The sequence below is a fragment of the Aminobacter sp. Y103A genome, assembly GCF_030294925.1.
Taxonomy (GTDB): Bacteria; Pseudomonadota; Alphaproteobacteria; order Rhizobiales; family Rhizobiaceae; genus Aminobacter; species Aminobacter ciceronei.
The window spans coordinates 2,646,635-2,662,391 of record NZ_AP017986.1 but is presented as its reverse complement, the minus strand read 5'-3'; the positions used below and the strand labels follow the sequence as shown (position 1 = coordinate 2,662,391).

Sequence of the window (15,757 nt, the reverse complement as noted above, 5' to 3'; positions counted from 1 at the left end):
TGGAAGCCGACCAATGGGGCTACATCTTCTTGCGGGCCGCTTCAGCATGACGAACGGGCCGCGATCTCTCGCGGCCCGCTCCAGATCTAGACGAGCCCTTTGGTGAGCTCCAGCGCCTGGCGTTCGAACAGGCGGCGATAGATGCCGCCTTCGCGGCGTACCAGCGCCTCGTGCCGGCCCTCCTCGACGATCTCTCCGCGATCGAAGACGAGCAGCCGATCGAGCGCCCTCACCGTCGACAACCGGTGCGCGATGATCAGCGTCGTGCGCCCAACCATCAGGCGCTCCATCGCCTGCTGGATCAGCACCTCCGATTCCGAATCGAGGCTGGATGTCGCCTCGTCGAGAATCAGGATCGGCGCATCGGCCAGGAAGGCACGGGCAATCGCCACGCGCTGGCGCTCGCCGCCCGACAGCTTGACGCCACGCTCACCGACCAGCGTGCCATAACCCTTGGGCAGACGCTGGATGAATTCGTGCGCGCTGGCGAGCTTTGCCGCGCGCTCGATCTCGGCCTGCGTCGCGCCCGGCCTGCTGTAGGCGATGTTCTCGGCCAGCGAGCGGTGGAACAGGATCGGCTCCTGCTGCACGATCGCGATCTGCGACCGCAGCGACGACTGTGTCGCCTTGGCGATGTCCTGCCCGTCGATGGTGATCTTGCCGCCGCCGACATCGTACAGCCGCTGGATCAGCTTGACGAAGGTCGTCTTGCCCGAACCGGAATGGCCGACGAGACCGACGCGCTCGCCCGGTTTGATCGACACCGAGAAGTCCCGGTAGAGCGGGTTCGCATGCGTGCCGTAGTGGAACGTCACATGCTTGAACTCGATGCCGCCGTCGCCGATCTGGATCGGCTTGGCGCCAGGCCGATCGGCCACACCGAGAGGCTGGCCCTGGATGTCGACGAGTTCCTCCATGTCATTGACCGAACGCTGCAGGTTGCGGATGTGCATGCCGACATCGCGCAGATAGCCTTGGAGCAGGAAGAACGAGGTCAGCACGAAGGCGATATCGCCTGCACTGGCCTGCCCGCTTGACCACAGGAAAAGGGCGAAGCCGATGATCGCGGCGCGCAGCAGAACCAGCGTGATGTTCTGCGACGTACCGTTGATCGTTCCGCGCATCCAGGTGCGCCCCGTGCGGTGACGCCACTTGGCGATCACCTTGGCGAGACGCCCTTCCTCACGCTCCTCGGCGCCAAAGGCCTTGACCACCGAATTGCAGCTGACGGCGTCGGCCAAGGAGCCGCCGAGACGCGTGTCCCAGCTGTTTGCAAGGCTGGCCGCCGGGGCGACGAAACCGAGCGACATCACCACCGTCTGGGTAATGAAGATCAGCGAGCCCACGGCAATGATCAGGCCCATCATCGGCCAGTGCCATCCCAGCAGGATGGTCGAGCCGACAAGCATCACGAAGGACGGCAGCAGCGCCACCAGCAGCGTGTCGTTGAGCAGGTCGAGCGCCCACATGCCGCGCGTCACCTTGCGCACCGTCGAGCCGGCGAAGCTGTTGGCGTGCCAGTCGGTCGAGAAGCGCTGGACGCGGTGGAACGCATCCTGGGCGATGTCGGACATCATCTTGAGCGTCAACTCGATGATGCCGGCAAAGGCGATGTGGCGGAACACCAGCGAGCCAGTGGCAAGTGCCAGCAAGGTGAAGAACGCGGCGAGCGCCGCATTCCATGCCACCTCGTCAGTCGCCGCGCTACTGGCGACGGCGTCGATCAGCCGGCCCGAATAGAGCGGCGTCAACACGTCGGCCATCGTCGAAATGAGCACGGCCGCCGAGATAACGACGAGCCGGGCCGGTTGGCGTTGCCAGTGCCTGAAAGTGAAACCCAGAACGCTGCGGAAAGCGCCGCCGCGCAGGTCGATACGAAAACGAGCCATGATGCGTTGAGGCGCCGAAACCCGACGCCACCCCTGGAAAAAAGATGTTCAAAGGCGCGACGAATAATTCTTGCTGAATCAGGAAGTCGCGGTACGGCAGCGTCAGATAAAAGGGACGCCGAAGGTGGTTCGCGAGGTCAACGACCTCGGCGTGAACCCCGGGAGGACATGTCATATTCTGGCATTCAGACCTCCCTGTTAGTGGCCGCGAAGAATTTGCTTATATCGAAGCATTTTTGCTTAGCCAACCCCCGCGCTGGACCGAAGCCTGTTGTGCCAGTTTCGCAGGCATCATTGGGTGGCACTTGCGCAACAGATAAGTCCATGCTTATCTCATTTCCATGAACGAATCCGAGATATTCCGCGCCCTGTCCGATCCCACCCGCCGTGCCGTACTGGACCGACTGACGGCAGGCGAGAAAAACGCGACGGAACTACGCCAGGGGCTGGAGATTTCACAGCCAGCGATCTCACAGCACATCGCCGTGCTGCGCGGCGCAGGCTTGATCAAGGAAGCGCGTGCCGGCCGGCATGTGAACTACAGCGTCAACCCCGACGGGCTGCGGCCGCTTTTCGACTGGCTCACCCGCTATCGCAGCTTCTGGCCGGAACGTGTCGAGAGGCTGAAGACACTGCTCAAGGAGATGGACCAATGACGGACGCCCAAAGGCAGGAAGAGACAGACGACACCATCGTCGTCGAATGCGAACTGGAAGCGACGCCTGAAAAGGTCTGGCGCGCGCTGACGGTACCGGAGTTCGTCGCAACCTGGCTCGATGTGCCGGCGGCCGACAAGGTCACCGCTGATACGACCGGCCCGGCCTACCGCATCATCGAGGCTCTGCCGTTCTCGCGCGTTCGCTACGCCTGGAACGACGCAACGGTGAGCGAACCCGAAACGGTCGTGACTTTCGACCTCGAAGCGCAGCCGGACGGCGGCACGTGGTTCCGCCTGACCCATAGCGTCGAGACGGCCAGGACCATTGCTTCGCCGGCGAATTCGAACAGCCCGCCGCTGATGCGCGCCGCCGCCTAAGCCCAAACAGTCTCCATTGATGAAAGGAAATTCGCGCATGCGCGACACGATGCAACTCGTCCCTATGGTGGTGGAACAATCGCCGCGCGGCGAACGCTCCTTCGACATTTTTTCCCGGCTGCTGCGCGAGCGGATCGTCTTCCTCAATGGCGAGGTCGACGACAATTCGGCCTCGCTGATCTGCGCGCAGCTGCTGTTCCTTGAGTCGGAAAACCCTACCCGCGAAATCTCGTTCTACATCAACTCCCCGGGCGGCGTGGTCACCAGCGGCTTTGCCATCTATGACACGATGCAGTTCATCCGCTGCCCCGTATCTACTTTGTGCATGGGCACGGCGGGCTCGATGGGCTCGTTCCTGCTGATGGCCGGCGCACCCGGCAGGCGCATTGCCCTGCCCAATGCGAGCGTAATCCTGCACCAGCCCTCCGGCGGCTTCCGTGGCCAAGCCTCCGACATCGAGCGCCATGCCGAAGACATCATCAAGCTCAAGCGGCGCATGACCAGGCTCTATGCCGAGCATTGCGGGCGCACCGAGGAAGAAGTGGCGCGCGTGCTCGACCGCGATTACTTCTTCACGGCGGAGGAAGCCAGGGATTGGGGTATCGTCGACCACGTCTATGACCGCCGCGAGACCGTGGAGAGCATATCCGGGAAGTAGTCGGCTAAACGCCAACCACGGCTGGTGCCGGCTGAACATGGCTTCGCGCGCGGATCCGCCGCGAAGCCAACAGCAGAACAAAGGAAATGGCCAAGCAGTAGACCGCCATCGCCACGATCTGGCCGGGGTAGCTGACGCCGCCGTCGATCAGGAACCCGGTCAGGCCCGGCCCGATTGCCGAGGCGAACACGCCGGCAGAAACGATCAGCGCCCTGATCGAGCCAAGGTGCCTGAGGCCATAGACTTCGGGCCATATGGCACCGAACAGCGTCGTCGACAGGCCATTCGAAATGCCGAGCAGCGCCATGAAGCCGAAGGCGCTCCACTGCGCGTCGACAAGGCCCAGCACCAGGCAGGCCAGCCCCAGAGGCAAGAGCACGAAGGGCAGCAGCGAGACGCCGGAAAAGCGGTCGATGAGCTGGCCGACGACAAGCGTGAAGGCGGCGTTGACCACCGCCGTCACCAGAAAGGATGAGGCAAAGACCTCGAGCGACCAGCCACGCAATTCCACCAGATAGACCTGGTGGAAGAACAAGGTCGTCACGATCAGCCCCGGCGCCATGACGCCGAGCAGCAGCACGTAGAAGATCGGATCGCGAACCACCTCGGCGCGCGTCCAGTCGCGCGCGTCGATCTGGCGTGCCACGGGATCGGACGAGCGCGGCTTACGGTCCACGGAGACAAGCAGCACGATCGCCGGCAGGGCGATGAAGGCAATCATTGCTGCCGCAAGCAGCCAGCCGTTGCGCCAGCCAACGGATGCGGCGATCAGCACGAAACCCATCGGGATGATAGCGTCGCCGGCGTTGTGGCCGAGGATGACGGTCGACAGCGCGCGCCCCCTTTGCGCCGAAAACCAGCGCGCGGTTGCGGTGTAGGCGGTGTGCACCATCATGCCCTGGCCAAACAGCCGCAGCAGATAGATGGCGACGAACAGGATGACGAGGTGTTGCGACAGTGCCATCGATGCACTCGCCAGCGCCAGCATCGGCACGATGAACAGCGCCACCTTCTGTGCGCTGTAGCGATCGACGATCTGGCCGAGCCGCGGCAGGCTCAAGGCGCTGGCCAGCGTGGCGACCATGTAAAGCGTGCCGAACTCGCCATGGGACAGCCCATAATCGCCACGGATGTCACCGGCCGACAGCGCGATGAACGAGGTCATGCCGAAGGTCGAAAAGAAGGTGAGCAGGAACCCGCCGGCCAGCCAGCGCGGATTGTCCCGAACGAAGGAGATGTAGGACACGCCTCTGGTCTATCCTTGGGCTGCCGGCTGCCTCGACAGGCGCATGTACATGCCGTCAGTCGAGGTCACGAAGCCGAATTGTTCATAGAGGCTGTGCGCGTCCGAGGTTCTGAGCGAGAAGCCGGTCACGCTCGCAAGCTCAGGATGGTCGATGAGCGCTTGGATCAGCTTCTTACCGATGCCGAGGCCGCGCCGCTCAGGCCAGACGATGACGTCGGCGACATAGGCAAAGCAGGCATAGTCGGTGATGGCGCGGGCGAAACCGACCTGCTCGCCGTCGATATAAGCGCCCAGGCACAGCGAATTGGCGAAGGCCCGGCGATGGATGTCGTCGGTCCGGCCCTCGCCCCAATAGCTCGCCTTGATGACGTCCGACGTCTTGTCGAAGTCGATGCGCGACACGTCGAAACTGATCTCGACCTCGGTCATGAACCCTCCGGTCTGCTGGCGGTTTTCAGTTCAGTTCCAGCGACTTAGCCACGATCCCTGAATCTGTTCGTGATCGGGTAGCGGCGATCGCGGCCGAAATTCTTCCTGGTGATCTTCACGCCCGGTGCCGCCTGCCGGCGCTTGTATTCGGCGATGTAGAGCAGGTGCTCTATCTTGTGGACCGTATCGCGATCATGACCGCGGGAGACGATGTCATCGACGCCCATCTCGTTCTCGACCAGGCATTCGAGGATATCGTCGAGCACCGGATAGGGCGGCAGCGAATCCTGGTCGGTCTGGTTGGGCCTGAGTTCCGCAGACGGCGCCTTGTCGATGATGTTTTTCGGAATGACCTCGCCCGAGGGGCCGAGCGCGCCCGGCGGCACATGCGTGTTTCGCCAGCGCGACAGCGCATAGACCTGCATCTTGTAGAGGTCCTTGATCGGATTGAAGCCGCCATTCATGTCGCCATAGAGCGTGGCATAGCCGACCGACATCTCGCTCTTGTTGCCGGTCGTCACCACCATCGAGCCGAACTTGTTGGACACCGCCATCAGGATCGTGCCGCGGGCGCGGCTCTGCAGGTTCTCTTCGGTGATGCCTTCCTTGGTGCCCTCGAACAGCTGCGTCAGCGCATGCGAGAAACCGTCGACCGGCTCATGGATGGGCACGATGTCGTAACGGCAGCCGAGCGCCCGGGCGCAATCCTCGGCGTCCTTGAGCGAATCCTTCGAGGTATAGCGATAAGGCATCATGATCGCCCTGAGCCGCTCCTCGCCGAGCGCGTCGACGGCGAGTGCCGCGCAGATCGCCGAATCGATGCCGCCGGAAAGGCCAAGCACGACGTTCTTGAAGCCGTTCTTGTTGACGTAGTCGCGCAGGCCCAGCAGGCAGGCGCGATAATCGGCCTCCTCGCGCTCGGGGATTTTCGACATTGGCCCTTCGACGCAGGCCCACCCTTCGTCGCCGCGCTTCCAGGTTGTCATCGCCACCGTCTCTTCGAACTGGCTCATCTGGAACGCCAGCGAATGGTCGGCGTTGATGGCGAAGGAGGCGCCGTCGAAGACGAGTTCGTCCTGCCCGCCGAGCTGATTGGCATAGAGCAGCGGCAGGCCGCTCTCGATCACCTGACGGATCGCCACTTGATGGCGCACGTCCATCTTGGCGCGATAATAGGGTGAGCCGTTGGGCACGAGCAGGATTTCAGCACCACTCTCGGCCAGCGTCTCGCAGACGCCGAGCTCACCCCAGATGTCCTCGCAGATCGGGATACCGATGCGAACGCCACGGAAATTGATCGGACCCGGCATGTCGGGACCGGGCTGGAACACACGCTTTTCGTCAAACTCGCCATAGTTGGGCAGGTCGACCTTGAAGCGCTCGGCAACGATCTTGCCGCCATCGGCAACGACGACCGCGTTGTGCACGCCGCTCTTGCGCTTGAGCGGCACGCCGATGATGACGCCGGGGCCATTGTCCGATGTGTCCTTGGCGAAATCTTCCGCCGCACGCTCGCAGGCAGCCAGGAAGGCCGGCTTGAGCACCAGGTCCTCCGGCGGATAACCGGCGAGGAAAAGTTCGGTGAACAACACCAGATCGGCACCCTGTCGCGCCGCGTCCGCCCTCGCCTCGCGCGCCTTGGCGAGATTGCCGTTGATGTCGCCGACCGTCGGGTTGAGCTGGGCAACGGCGATGCGCAGGATGTCGGGAGATTTTTTCGTCATGTCAGCGGTTTAGCCTGCGTTGTGAAGTCGGGCAATCGAGTTCGGTTGGGCCATCATTCGCCCATGTAGCTCGCCAGTTCCTCGGCCGGACGGTTGACGCCGATCGACATGGAGAGGATGCGCGAGATATGCGCCCGCGGCAGCTTGGTCGCCTTTGCCCATTCGTTGATCTGAGCCTGCACCTTGGCCTGATCCTTCTTGGAGGACGCTGCCTCGCCGATGTCGAGACCCGCGTCGCGCAGGGCCAGGATCATGTCTTGTGACAGGATGAACGTGTCCCAGCCCAGCCAGCGCAACAGATATTGGCCGGTGTTGCCGCCGAGTCTGCTGCCGTGCTTGCCCAGATAGCCCGTCAGCCCGACCTGGTCGTCGGCCGGCCATGCCGCAAGGAACCTGCCGAAGCTGCCATGCTCCTGCGAGATGCGTTCGACGAAGGCGGCGTTGTCGCGCACCGAGCGGATCTTTTGCGGATTGCGCACGATGCGCTTGTCGGAGGCGAGGTCGTGCCAGAAGTCATCGGGCTGGAACAGAAGCCGCTTCGGCTCGAAACGAAGGAAAGCCTCCTCGAAGCCGGGCCATTTCTGCTCGATGACACGCCAGACGAAACCGGCGGCAAAAACACGCTCCGCCATTGTCGACAGGATCCGGTCGTCAGGGACCTTGGCAAGCGTCGTATTGTCGAACGCCGGCCCCAGCAGCGACTTCAGCACCGCATCGCCGCCCTTGCGCTCCTCAGCGCGCGCCCTGATCCTGGCGAAGTCCATCATTCCATTCCCCTGCAACCTCATCTTGGCGACATCGCCAGCCATCTTCATATAAGGATTCGTGGCTGCCAAGCAGCCGGTTGGAAAGCGGGGGCGTGCAAATGAACAAGACTGTGGCTGACCTTGCCGGAAGATGGCTGAAGCGCGCACCGGAGCATTTGAGCGAACTCGAGCACAAGGTCCTGCAGAGCGCGATTGATCGCAAACCGGTTTCCCTCAACGTCAATGACAGCGTCGCTCACAGCGAAAGCCGGGGCGAACGACTGGCGGACGGCATCGCCCGCGTCGGCGGCTCCTGGAGCTTCATCCTCGGCTTCCTGGGTTTCCTGGTCGTCTGGACGATGCTCAATGCCTGGCTGCTGGGATCCGGCTCGTTCGATCCCTACCCATTCATCTTCCTCAATCTTGTGCTGTCGATGTTGGCGGCGATCCAGGCACCGATCATCATGATGTCGCAGAACCGGCAGGCCGAGCGCGACCGCATCGATGCCTCGCACGACTATGCCGTCAACCTGAAGGCCGAGATCGAGATCATGGCGCTGCACGAGAAACTTGATGAGATCCGCTTCCAGGAGATCATTCTGCTGCGCGAGCAGGTGCAGCAGCTGACTGTCCAGGTCCAGCGCATTGCCGACTCCTCCGCACCTCAGTCGCCCGCTCGATGATCGAAACCCTTCACCACCTCGTCGAGCGCTTCGGGCTTCTCGCCGTCTTCATCGGCTGCATGGCCGAAGGCGAGAGCTTTGCCATCCTCGGCGGCTTCTTCGCCCATCAGCGGTTTTTCGAACCGTGGAGCGCCTTTGCCGTGGCCGCGACAGGCGCCTTTCTCGGCGACACGCTGTTCTTCATCCTTGGACGGCGGTTCTCCAACCACAAATGGGTGCGATTGCTGCGCCGCAGGCCTGGCTTCAGCCATGCCTTCCGCCTGGTGCAGGCGCATCCCAACCTGTTCGTGCTCGGCAACCGCTACGTCTACGGCATGCGACTGGCCGGCGGTATCGCCGCAGGCCTGTCGCGCATCCCGGTCTCGCTGTTTCTGGCCCTCAACGGCCTGTCGGCGCTCGTCTGGGCCGGCATCTTCGTCAGCCTCGGCTACGTATTCGGCCTCGGCGCCGAGCACATCCTCGGCGACACGCTGAAGGCGCACCACCGGCTGTTTCTCGGACTTGGCATCGGCATCGCCGTGGCGCTGGGAACCTGGCTCCTGGCCCGCCACATCGCCCGCAGGCAGCCGAAGGATTAGTCCGAGCCCACCAGTTCCCGGTCGCCGCGATCGAGAATGAGCGGGATGATCAGGTCTTCCTCGTCATCCAGATGCCGCGTCAGCATGGCGACAAGCCGCGCATTCTCGTCGGCATAGGCGTCGGCGGCAAAGCGTTGCTTGTCCTCATTTTCCTGCAGCGCCTGGATGAACGCGTTGGCCGAGTCTGCATTGCGCTCCAGCGCCTCATGGATCAGGTGATGGTCGGCGTCGAGGATCTCGAAGCCTCGCTTCAGCCGGCTTTCAGCCTTGGCGAAGACAGGAAAATAGTGATGGTCCTCGACATTGTGGTGGCCATCGAGATTGCCGAGGAAATGGTTCAGCCGCGGCGCGAACCAGCGGGCGAATTGCTGCGCGTCCATGCGGCCCTCGCGATAATCGCCAATGCCTGCGGTCAGCATGCCGCCCAGCTCGCGGAACATGTCGTGACGCTGCAGCCACATCGAGGCCATGCCATGGACGTTGTCGTGGGCGCGCCAGTCCTCGCGCGGATACTTGGCGACGAGCCAACGCAGGTCCTCCGGCAGGCCGGCGCGCGTCTCGAGGTGGTGGATATCGGCCTTGTCAGCCATGTCGGTCTCCTTTGGTAACCGACATGTAGGTACGCGACCTTCAGATCGGAAGCCCGGCCAGGCGCTCGGCGATGGCGTAGACCCAGACGCCCAGCACGATGACGATCGAGATCAGCACGGCGAGCGAGCCGCAGTCCTTGGCAAGTTGGATGTCGATGTTGAATTCGCGGCTGACGGCGTCGCACGCCGCCTCGATGCCGGTGTTCAGCACCTCGACTGTGATCAGGAACAGGATCGATCCGATCAGCAGCGCGTAGCCGCCCCAGGTGCCTGCCACGAACCAGCCGATCGGCAGGGCTGCGACGAGCAGCATGATTTCCTGCTGGAATGCCGCCTCGGAGCGGATCAGTCGCGAGAATGCCCGCACCGAGTTCTGGAAAGCCTTGACCAGCCGCTCCATGGAATGCCCTTTCAATTCGATCGAAGCGGCATCATTTAGCGGCTCGACGCTCAGTCGAACAGATATGAATCGTTGGCAAAGAAGCCGTGATCGACCGAATCGTGCACGCGACGGCCCGTCGCACCCTCACCTGCCGCACCGTAAGCGAAGAAGATCGGCATCAGATGTTCGTCGGTCGGGTGGTTCTCCCCAGGGAAAGGCGCCTTGTCCTTCCAGTGCAGCAGCGCTTCGGTATCGCCGAGCGCCAGCCTGTCGGCGAACCATTCGGTGAACGCATGCACCTTGCCGGCCAGCGCGGGATCGGGTTCGGCTCCGCGCCGAAGCCGACTGAAATAGGCGCGCAGATTGTGGGTGATGTGGCCTGAGCCGATCAGCAGTACGCCTTCGTGGCGCAATGACGCCAGCGCCTTGCCGATGGCATGATGCCAAGCGGCATCGCGACTGGGGTCGATCGACACCTGAACCACTGGAATGTCGGCGTCGGGGAACGCCAGCTTGAGCGGCGTCCATGTGCCGTGGTCATAGCCGCGCTTCTCGAACGTATGCGGCTTCAGGCCGGCTTGATCGAGCATGCCGAACACTCTTTCGGCCAGGGCAGGTTCGCCGACGGCCGGATAGATCATCTTGTAGAGCTCGGGCGCGAAGCCGCCGAAATCGTATATCATGCCCGGCTTGGGGTCCGTCACGACGGCGACGCCGTCGGTCTCGAAATGCGCCGAGACGATCACAATGGCTTTGGGCTTCTCGACGAGACCCGAGAGGCCTTCGAGATAATGGCGCGCCGGCGTGTCGGCCAAAACGATGTCGGGGCCGCCATGCGAAATGAAAAGTGTGGGCAACGAGGTCATGTCATGTCTCCTTGCCCTGAAATATACGCGCTCCTCACTGTTTCGAGCAGAGCGCCGAACCACGACGAAGCGTTCAACAATCGAGAACGATCGACAGTCTCCCGTTCAATCCTCCAGCACTTTGAGCGAAGGCGACGACCGTTCGTATCGCGGCAAGTCGTCATCGATCTCGTAATATGAGCCTTTGTCGGCGATGAAGATGTGATAGCCGCCAACCAGCGACGACGGCTCCTCGAACGAACCGGCCATGATCGAAACGTAGCCTTCGTCGTTAGGCTTCCAGAGCATCACCGAGCCGCAACGACTGCAGAAGCCGCGCCGGGCGAAGCTTGACGCGGCAAACCACGTCACGGTCTCACCGCCTTCGATATCGACCATGTCGTCATTGATATTGGTTGCAGCGTAGTCGTGGCCGCTCTGCTTCCGGCACATGTTGCAAAAATTGCGCGACCGGCTCTGGATCGTCGGCAACAGTTCCGTTGTGCCAGTCGGCAAACACCGGAGACAATCCCATCCCAGGCCGGCTACTCATAAATGCGATCCTGGTGCACGTCATGAACGACAATGAACATACAACAACGCTCAGGCCGGCACGGAGCGGGGACGGACGAGCGGTGTTTGACGTGACGCGACATTCCGTGCGTGAGCTGGCGAAGGAGCACTATTCCGCCGAACAGATTGCCGGATGGATGGGCGATCGGACGCCGGACACTTACGAAGCCCTCATTGCCAAAGGGCTGATGGTTGTTGCCGAGCGAGGCGACAGGATCGTCGGCTTCGTCGATTCCGAGCCAGGTGAGGTGACGCGGCTGTTCCTTGTTGCCGACGCGGCAGGATCAGGTCTCGGCAAAAAACTGCTCGAAATCGGCATCCGGAATGCACGAAAGAACCATGAAGGGCCGGTCCGGATAGAATCGACCGTCAATGCCGAGGGCTTCTATCTCCACCACGGCTTTCGCGCGGTCGAGCGAGGCTATTTCTCCCACGGTGTCGGTGGCGACCCGATCGAGATCGTGCACATGGAACTGTGAGCTGCACCGTCTTGCACCAGCAAGGTCGGATCGCTACATCCGCGACATGAAGGTAAAAGACGCCGATATCATCATCGTGCCCGGATACACCAATTCGGGGCCCGCCCACTGGCAGAGCCGCTGGGAAGAAAAGCTGTCGACCGCACGCCGCGTCGAGCAGGACGAGTGGTCGAAGCCGGTCCGCGGGGACTGGACGGACAAGGTCGTCAAGGCAGTGAACGCGGCGGAGCGGCCGGTGGTGCTCGTTGCCCACTCGCTCGGCATCCCGACGGTCATTCACGCCATTCCCGAATTCAAGAAACCCGTCGCCGGCGGCTTCTTCGTGGCGCCGCCTGATGTGTCCAACCCGGCGATCAAGCCGAAGCACCTGATGACCTTCGGCCCCTACCCGCGTGATCCGCTGCCGTTTCCGTCGGTCGTCGTCGCCAGCCGCAACGACCCCTATTGCGCGCTCGACGTCGCCGAGGACATCGCCGCGGCCTGGGGATCGCTGTTCATCGACGCCGGCGATTCAGGCCACATCAACGCCGATTCCGGCCATGGGCCGTGGCCGGAGGGATCGATGGTGTTCGCGCAGTTCCTGTCGCGGCTGGAAAGCTAGCCCAAAGACTTCTTGAGGTCCGCCAGAAGACCCGCGGCGCCGGCCGCGATCAGCTGGTGCTCGGAGCCTGTCGCCAGCATCTGGTAACCCATGTCGACGAAACGCCCCGCGATCCTGGGATCGGTGACGTAGATGCCGGCATGCTTGCCGGCGGCACGGGTCCGCCTGCCGACATCGGCGACCGTTTCCATCATCGCTTCGAGTGTCGAGTTGATCGTCTCGCCCTTCGTCCAGGCGATGGAGAAATCACCCGGCCCAAGGAAGATACCGTCGATGCCGGGCGTTTCCAGGATGCCGTCGAGCACGGCAACCGCCGCATGGGTCTCGACCATGGCAAAGGAAACGGTGCGGGCATTGCTTTCCTTCAGCCACTTGACCGAATCCTTGCTGCCGTGACGCGGTGCTGCGAAGGTTGGGCCCCAGGAGCGTTCGCCGAGCGGCGGATATTTCATCGCGGCGGCAAAGCGCCGGGCATCCTCGACCGAATTGACCATCGGCGCGATGACCGCCTCGGCACCAAAGTCGAGCGCGCGGCTCGCCATGTCGAATCGGCCAACCGGAACCCGGACGATCGAATGCTTGCCCGCCCGGAGCACCGGCGCGATCGAGCGCAGCACGCTGTCTTCATTGTGGCCGCCATGCTGCATGTCGAGGGTGACGGCATCGAAGCCTTGCCCGGCAAGGATTTCGACCGTCAGCGCATCCGGCACGCCGGACCAGGCGGTGATGATGGTCTCGTTGGCGTGCAGTCTCTCGGCAAGCGACATCTTTCTCTCCCTCAGGTCGTAGCCATTTCAACCGGAAGCTGGCGTCGGCGCAAACAAAAACCGCCCGGGATGCGGGCGGTTCGTTGGTCCAGGGCTGCAGAAACTCGCGCCCCGGCATCCAGCATTTGGTCTTGATCAGGTGTTCTTGATCTGGTCGATCGCCTGCGCCATCAGCTCGTCCATGGTGCGGCGGATCTGATGATCGGACTGGTCGACGCCGGCGGCGTCGAAATCAGCGCGGATCTTGCGGAAGACGTCATGGTCGCCGGCTTCCTCGATGTCGGAAACCACGACTTCCTTGGCGTAGGCCTCGGCGTCGGCACCCGACTTGCCAAGCTTTTCGGCAGCCCAGAGGCCGAGCGCCTTGTTGCGCCGCGCATTTGCCTTGAAGCGCAGTTCTTCGTCGAAGACGAACTTGCGCTCAAAACCTTCTTCGCGGTCCTTCATGTTGCTCATGGCAATCCTCCAGGGAGTGGGAAATCGATTCGACTTCCGGTGCATATGATATCGACTTCCTCAAACCAAAAGCCCGCCGCCCGGTCAATACGTCTCTTTTGAGCTGTTTGCCTGTGCGGTGCGGCATTTCCGCAGCAAAAGGCGTTAATTGGCAGGAAATGATGATTGAGCAATTGGCCCGATTAAGATAGAGACCGGCCTTGAAACCCACAGCCGCCGCGGCTTTGCGGCGTGAGAAAGGGACCGGTAGCTTGCCGTCCACCCTTCCAACCAGAGAAACAATCAAATGAAGAGTCGCCGCCGCATCTACGAAGGCAAGGCCAAGATCCTTTATGAAGGCCCCGAGCCGGGTACCCTGATCCAGTTTTTCAAGGACGACGCCACCGCTTTCAACAAGAAGAAGCATGAAGTCGTCGACGGCAAGGGCGTGCTCAACAACCGCATTTCCGAGCACATCTTCAACCACCTGAACCGCATGGGCATTCCGACCCACTTCATCCGTCGGCTCAACATGCGCGAGCAGCTGATCAAGGAAGTCGAGATCATCCCGCTCGAGGTCGTTGTCCGCAACGTCGCCGCCGGCTCGCTGGCCAAGCGCCTCGGCATCGAGGAAGGCACCGTGCTGCCGCGCTCGATCATCGAGTTCTACTACAAGGCCGACGCGCTCGACGACCCGATGGTCTCCGAAGAGCATGTCACGGCCTTCGGCTGGGCGAGCCCGCAGGAAATCGACGACATCATGGCGCTGGCCATTCGCGTCAACGACTTCCTCTCCGGCCTGTTCATGGGCGTCGGTATCCAGTTGGTCGACTTCAAGATCGAATGCGGCCGCCTGTTCGAGGGCGACATGATGCGCATCGTGGTCGCCGATGAGATTTCGCCCGACAGCTGCCGCCTGTGGGACGTCGCCACCCAGGACAAGCTCGACAAGGACCGCTTCCGCCGCGACATGGGCGGGCTGGTCGAAGCCTATCAGGAAGTGGCGCGCCGTCTCGGCATCATGAACGAGAACGAGACGCCCCGTCCGACCGGGCCGGTCCTCGTCAAGCACTGACAAATCCAAGCACGGGCGCGAGTAACTTCGCGCCCGACTGTTTTCCATTTCTGCTCCGGAGTGAAATGCCCGTGATCAAGGCCCGCGTCACCGTCACCCTCAAGAACGGCGTGCTCGACCCCCAAGGCAAGGCTATCGAACATGCGCTCGACGGCCTCGGCTTCGGCGGCGTCGGTTCGGTACGCCAGGGCAAGGTCTTCGACGTCGAAATCGACGGCGCCGACAAGGCCAAGGCGGAAGCCGACCTCAACGCCATGTGCGAGAAGCTTCTGGCGAACACGGTGATCGAGAATTACGCAGTGGAGATTGCCTGACGTGAAATCAGCGGTCGTTCTCCTCCCCGGCCTGAACCGCGACCGCGACATGATCGCGGCGCTGACCAAGATTTCGGGCACCGCGCCCGTTACCGTCTGGCAGACCGACACCGAAATCCCCGATGTCGACCTGATCGCCATTCCCGGCGGCTTCTCCTTCGGCGACTACCTGCGTTGCGGCGCGATCGCAGCCCGCATGCCGGTGATGCGCGCGGTGGCCGAGAAGGCCGCCAAGGGCGTGCAGGTCGTCGGCGTCTGCAACGGCTTCCAGATCCTGGTCGAGGCCGGCCTGCTGCCGGGCGCCCTGATGCGCAACGCTTCGCTGAAGTTCGTCTGCCGCGAAGTAAAGCTCGAGATCGCCAACGCCAACACCGCCTTTACCCGCAACTACGCGGCCGGCCAGATCATCCGCTGCCCGGTGGCGCATCACGACGGCAACTACTTTGCCGATCCCGAGACGCTGGCGCGCATCGAGGGCGAAGGCCAGGTCGTGGTCCGCTACGCCGAGGGCACCAACCCGAACGGCTCGATCAACGACATTGCCGGCATCATCAATGACAAGGGCAACGTGCTCGGACTGATGCCGCATCCGGAAAACCTGATCGAGGCAGCGCATGGCGGCGACGATGGCCGCGCGTTGTTCGAGAGCGCACTCGGGCTGCCCAAGGCAGCCTGAGCGAACCTCCTCCCCTCACCCTCTGAAAAGG

General features: G+C 62.6%; 21 protein-coding genes. 10 read left to right on the top strand and 11 right to left on the bottom strand.

All coding sequences use genetic code 11. From position 1 onward, the window contains the following. Positions 1–86 precede the first annotated feature (86 nt). Entirely contained in the window at positions 87–1,889 is a 1,803-nt protein-coding gene (locus Amn_RS13040; protein WP_286297569.1) for an ABC transporter ATP-binding protein, read from the bottom strand. 341 nt (positions 1,890–2,230) lie between these two features. Here Amn_RS13040 and Amn_RS13035 point away from each other — a divergent pair, with 341 nt between their 5' ends. The 3 genes from Amn_RS13035 to Amn_RS13025 are packed head-to-tail and all read left to right on the top strand — an operon-like array spanning position 2,231 to position 3,583. Beyond that, on the top strand, positions 2,231–2,545 hold the full coding sequence (locus tag Amn_RS13035; RefSeq protein WP_067962565.1) for an ArsR/SmtB family transcription factor: 315 nt from the start codon (positions 2,231–2,233) through the stop codon (positions 2,543–2,545). Next, the gene (locus Amn_RS13030; protein WP_067962567.1) at positions 2,542–2,925 is read left to right on the top strand and encodes an SRPBCC family protein; all 384 of its coding nucleotides are present in this window, start codon (positions 2,542–2,544) and stop codon (positions 2,923–2,925) included. The genes Amn_RS13035 and Amn_RS13030 overlap by 4 nt, the downstream gene beginning before the upstream one ends. 37 nt (positions 2,926–2,962) lie before the next feature. Continuing rightward, positions 2,963–3,583: an ATP-dependent Clp protease proteolytic subunit gene (locus tag Amn_RS13025; protein ID WP_067962570.1), complete on the top strand. Its 621-nt coding sequence runs from the start codon at positions 2,963–2,965 to the stop codon at positions 3,581–3,583. A gap of 4 nt (positions 3,584–3,587) precedes the next feature. Here the strand turns inward: Amn_RS13025 and Amn_RS13020 are convergent, their stop codons facing one another. Genes Amn_RS13020 through Amn_RS13005 form a run of 4 tightly spaced genes read right to left on the bottom strand, consistent with a single transcriptional unit; the run spans position 3,588 to position 7,749 of the window. Then, positions 3,588–4,829 (bottom strand): MFS transporter, encoded by a 1,242-nt coding sequence (locus tag Amn_RS13020; protein ID WP_286297566.1) that lies wholly within the window; start codon positions 4,827–4,829, stop codon positions 3,588–3,590. Between the two features lie 9 nt (positions 4,830–4,838). After that, positions 4,839–5,258 (bottom strand): GNAT family N-acetyltransferase, encoded by a 420-nt coding sequence (locus Amn_RS13015; RefSeq protein WP_067962577.1) that lies wholly within the window; start codon positions 5,256–5,258, stop codon positions 4,839–4,841. A 44-nt stretch (positions 5,259–5,302) separates the two neighbouring features. Continuing rightward, complete coding sequence (locus Amn_RS13010) at positions 5,303–6,982, bottom strand: NAD+ synthase (RefSeq protein ID WP_067962580.1); 1,680 nt, start codon at positions 6,980–6,982, stop codon at positions 5,303–5,305. A gap of 53 nt (positions 6,983–7,035) precedes the next feature. Continuing rightward, positions 7,036–7,749 (bottom strand): DNA-3-methyladenine glycosylase I, encoded by a 714-nt coding sequence (locus Amn_RS13005; RefSeq protein WP_286297562.1) that lies wholly within the window; start codon positions 7,747–7,749, stop codon positions 7,036–7,038. A gap of 98 nt (positions 7,750–7,847) precedes the next feature. On the opposite strand from Amn_RS13005, the gene Amn_RS13000 reads away from it, so the two are divergent. Further along, entirely contained in the window at positions 7,848–8,411 is a 564-nt protein-coding gene (locus tag Amn_RS13000) for a DUF1003 domain-containing protein (RefSeq protein WP_067962582.1), read from the top strand. Continuing rightward, positions 8,408–8,989, top strand: a complete 582-nt coding sequence (locus Amn_RS12995) for a DedA family protein (RefSeq protein WP_067962584.1) — start codon at positions 8,408–8,410, stop codon at positions 8,987–8,989. Before Amn_RS13000 ends, Amn_RS12995 begins: the two co-directional genes overlap by 4 nt. On the opposite strand, the gene Amn_RS12990 is transcribed toward Amn_RS12995, so the two are convergent. The 4 genes from Amn_RS12990 to Amn_RS12975 all read right to left on the bottom strand — a co-directional run bounded on the left by Amn_RS12990 (position 8,986) and on the right by Amn_RS12975 (position 11,322). Then, positions 8,986–9,579: a hemerythrin domain-containing protein gene (locus Amn_RS12990; protein ID WP_067962587.1), complete on the bottom strand. Its 594-nt coding sequence runs from the start codon at positions 9,577–9,579 to the stop codon at positions 8,986–8,988. The genes Amn_RS12995 and Amn_RS12990 overlap by 4 nt on opposite strands. A gap of 40 nt (positions 9,580–9,619) precedes the next feature. Continuing rightward, complete coding sequence (locus Amn_RS12985; protein ID WP_067962590.1) at positions 9,620–9,979, bottom strand: diacylglycerol kinase; 360 nt, start codon at positions 9,977–9,979, stop codon at positions 9,620–9,622. A 50-nt stretch (positions 9,980–10,029) separates the two neighbouring features. Beyond that, on the bottom strand, positions 10,030–10,827 hold the full coding sequence (locus tag Amn_RS12980) for a DODA-type extradiol aromatic ring-opening family dioxygenase (protein WP_286297552.1): 798 nt from the start codon (positions 10,825–10,827) through the stop codon (positions 10,030–10,032). 105 nt (positions 10,828–10,932) lie between these two features. Continuing rightward, the gene (locus tag Amn_RS12975) at positions 10,933–11,322 is read right to left on the bottom strand and encodes a GFA family protein (RefSeq protein WP_286297550.1); all 390 of its coding nucleotides are present in this window, start codon (positions 11,320–11,322) and stop codon (positions 10,933–10,935) included. Between the two features lie 128 nt (positions 11,323–11,450). Between Amn_RS12975 and Amn_RS12970 the strand changes: the two genes are divergently transcribed. Together Amn_RS12970 and Amn_RS12965 are read left to right on the top strand one after the other, a co-directional pair. Beyond that, the gene (locus Amn_RS12970) at positions 11,451–11,858 is read left to right on the top strand and encodes a GNAT family N-acetyltransferase (RefSeq protein ID WP_353622429.1); all 408 of its coding nucleotides are present in this window, start codon (positions 11,451–11,453) and stop codon (positions 11,856–11,858) included. A gap of 46 nt (positions 11,859–11,904) precedes the next feature. Further along, complete coding sequence (locus Amn_RS12965; protein WP_286297544.1) at positions 11,905–12,459, top strand: RBBP9/YdeN family alpha/beta hydrolase; 555 nt, start codon at positions 11,905–11,907, stop codon at positions 12,457–12,459. Here Amn_RS12965 and Amn_RS12960 read toward each other — a convergent pair. Both Amn_RS12960 and Amn_RS12955 read right to left on the bottom strand, forming a co-directional pair. Next, positions 12,456–13,226 carry an HpcH/HpaI aldolase family protein gene (locus Amn_RS12960; protein ID WP_286297540.1) on the bottom strand — a complete coding sequence of 257 codons (771 nt, stop codon included), beginning with the start codon at positions 13,224–13,226 and terminating at the stop codon, positions 12,456–12,458. The genes Amn_RS12965 and Amn_RS12960 overlap by 4 nt on opposite strands. A 135-nt stretch (positions 13,227–13,361) precedes the next feature. Continuing rightward, positions 13,362–13,682 carry a DUF1476 domain-containing protein gene (locus Amn_RS12955; protein WP_067962605.1) on the bottom strand — a complete coding sequence of 107 codons (321 nt, stop codon included), beginning with the start codon at positions 13,680–13,682 and terminating at the stop codon, positions 13,362–13,364. A 286-nt stretch (positions 13,683–13,968) separates the two neighbouring features. On the opposite strand from Amn_RS12955, the gene purC reads away from it, so the two are divergent. From purC to purQ, 3 genes are all read left to right on the top strand, one after another. Then, entirely contained in the window at positions 13,969–14,736 is a 768-nt protein-coding gene (gene purC / locus Amn_RS12950) for a phosphoribosylaminoimidazolesuccinocarboxamide synthase (RefSeq protein ID WP_067962607.1), read from the top strand. Between the two features lie 71 nt (positions 14,737–14,807). Next, a complete protein-coding gene (gene purS / locus Amn_RS12945) occupies positions 14,808–15,050 on the top strand; it encodes a phosphoribosylformylglycinamidine synthase subunit PurS (protein ID WP_067966646.1) in 243 nt (80 codons plus the stop codon). 1 nt (position 15,051) lies between these two features. After that, positions 15,052–15,726 carry a phosphoribosylformylglycinamidine synthase subunit PurQ gene (gene purQ / locus Amn_RS12940; protein ID WP_182573850.1) on the top strand — a complete coding sequence of 225 codons (675 nt, stop codon included), beginning with the start codon at positions 15,052–15,054 and terminating at the stop codon, positions 15,724–15,726. Positions 15,727–15,757 lie beyond the last annotated feature (31 nt).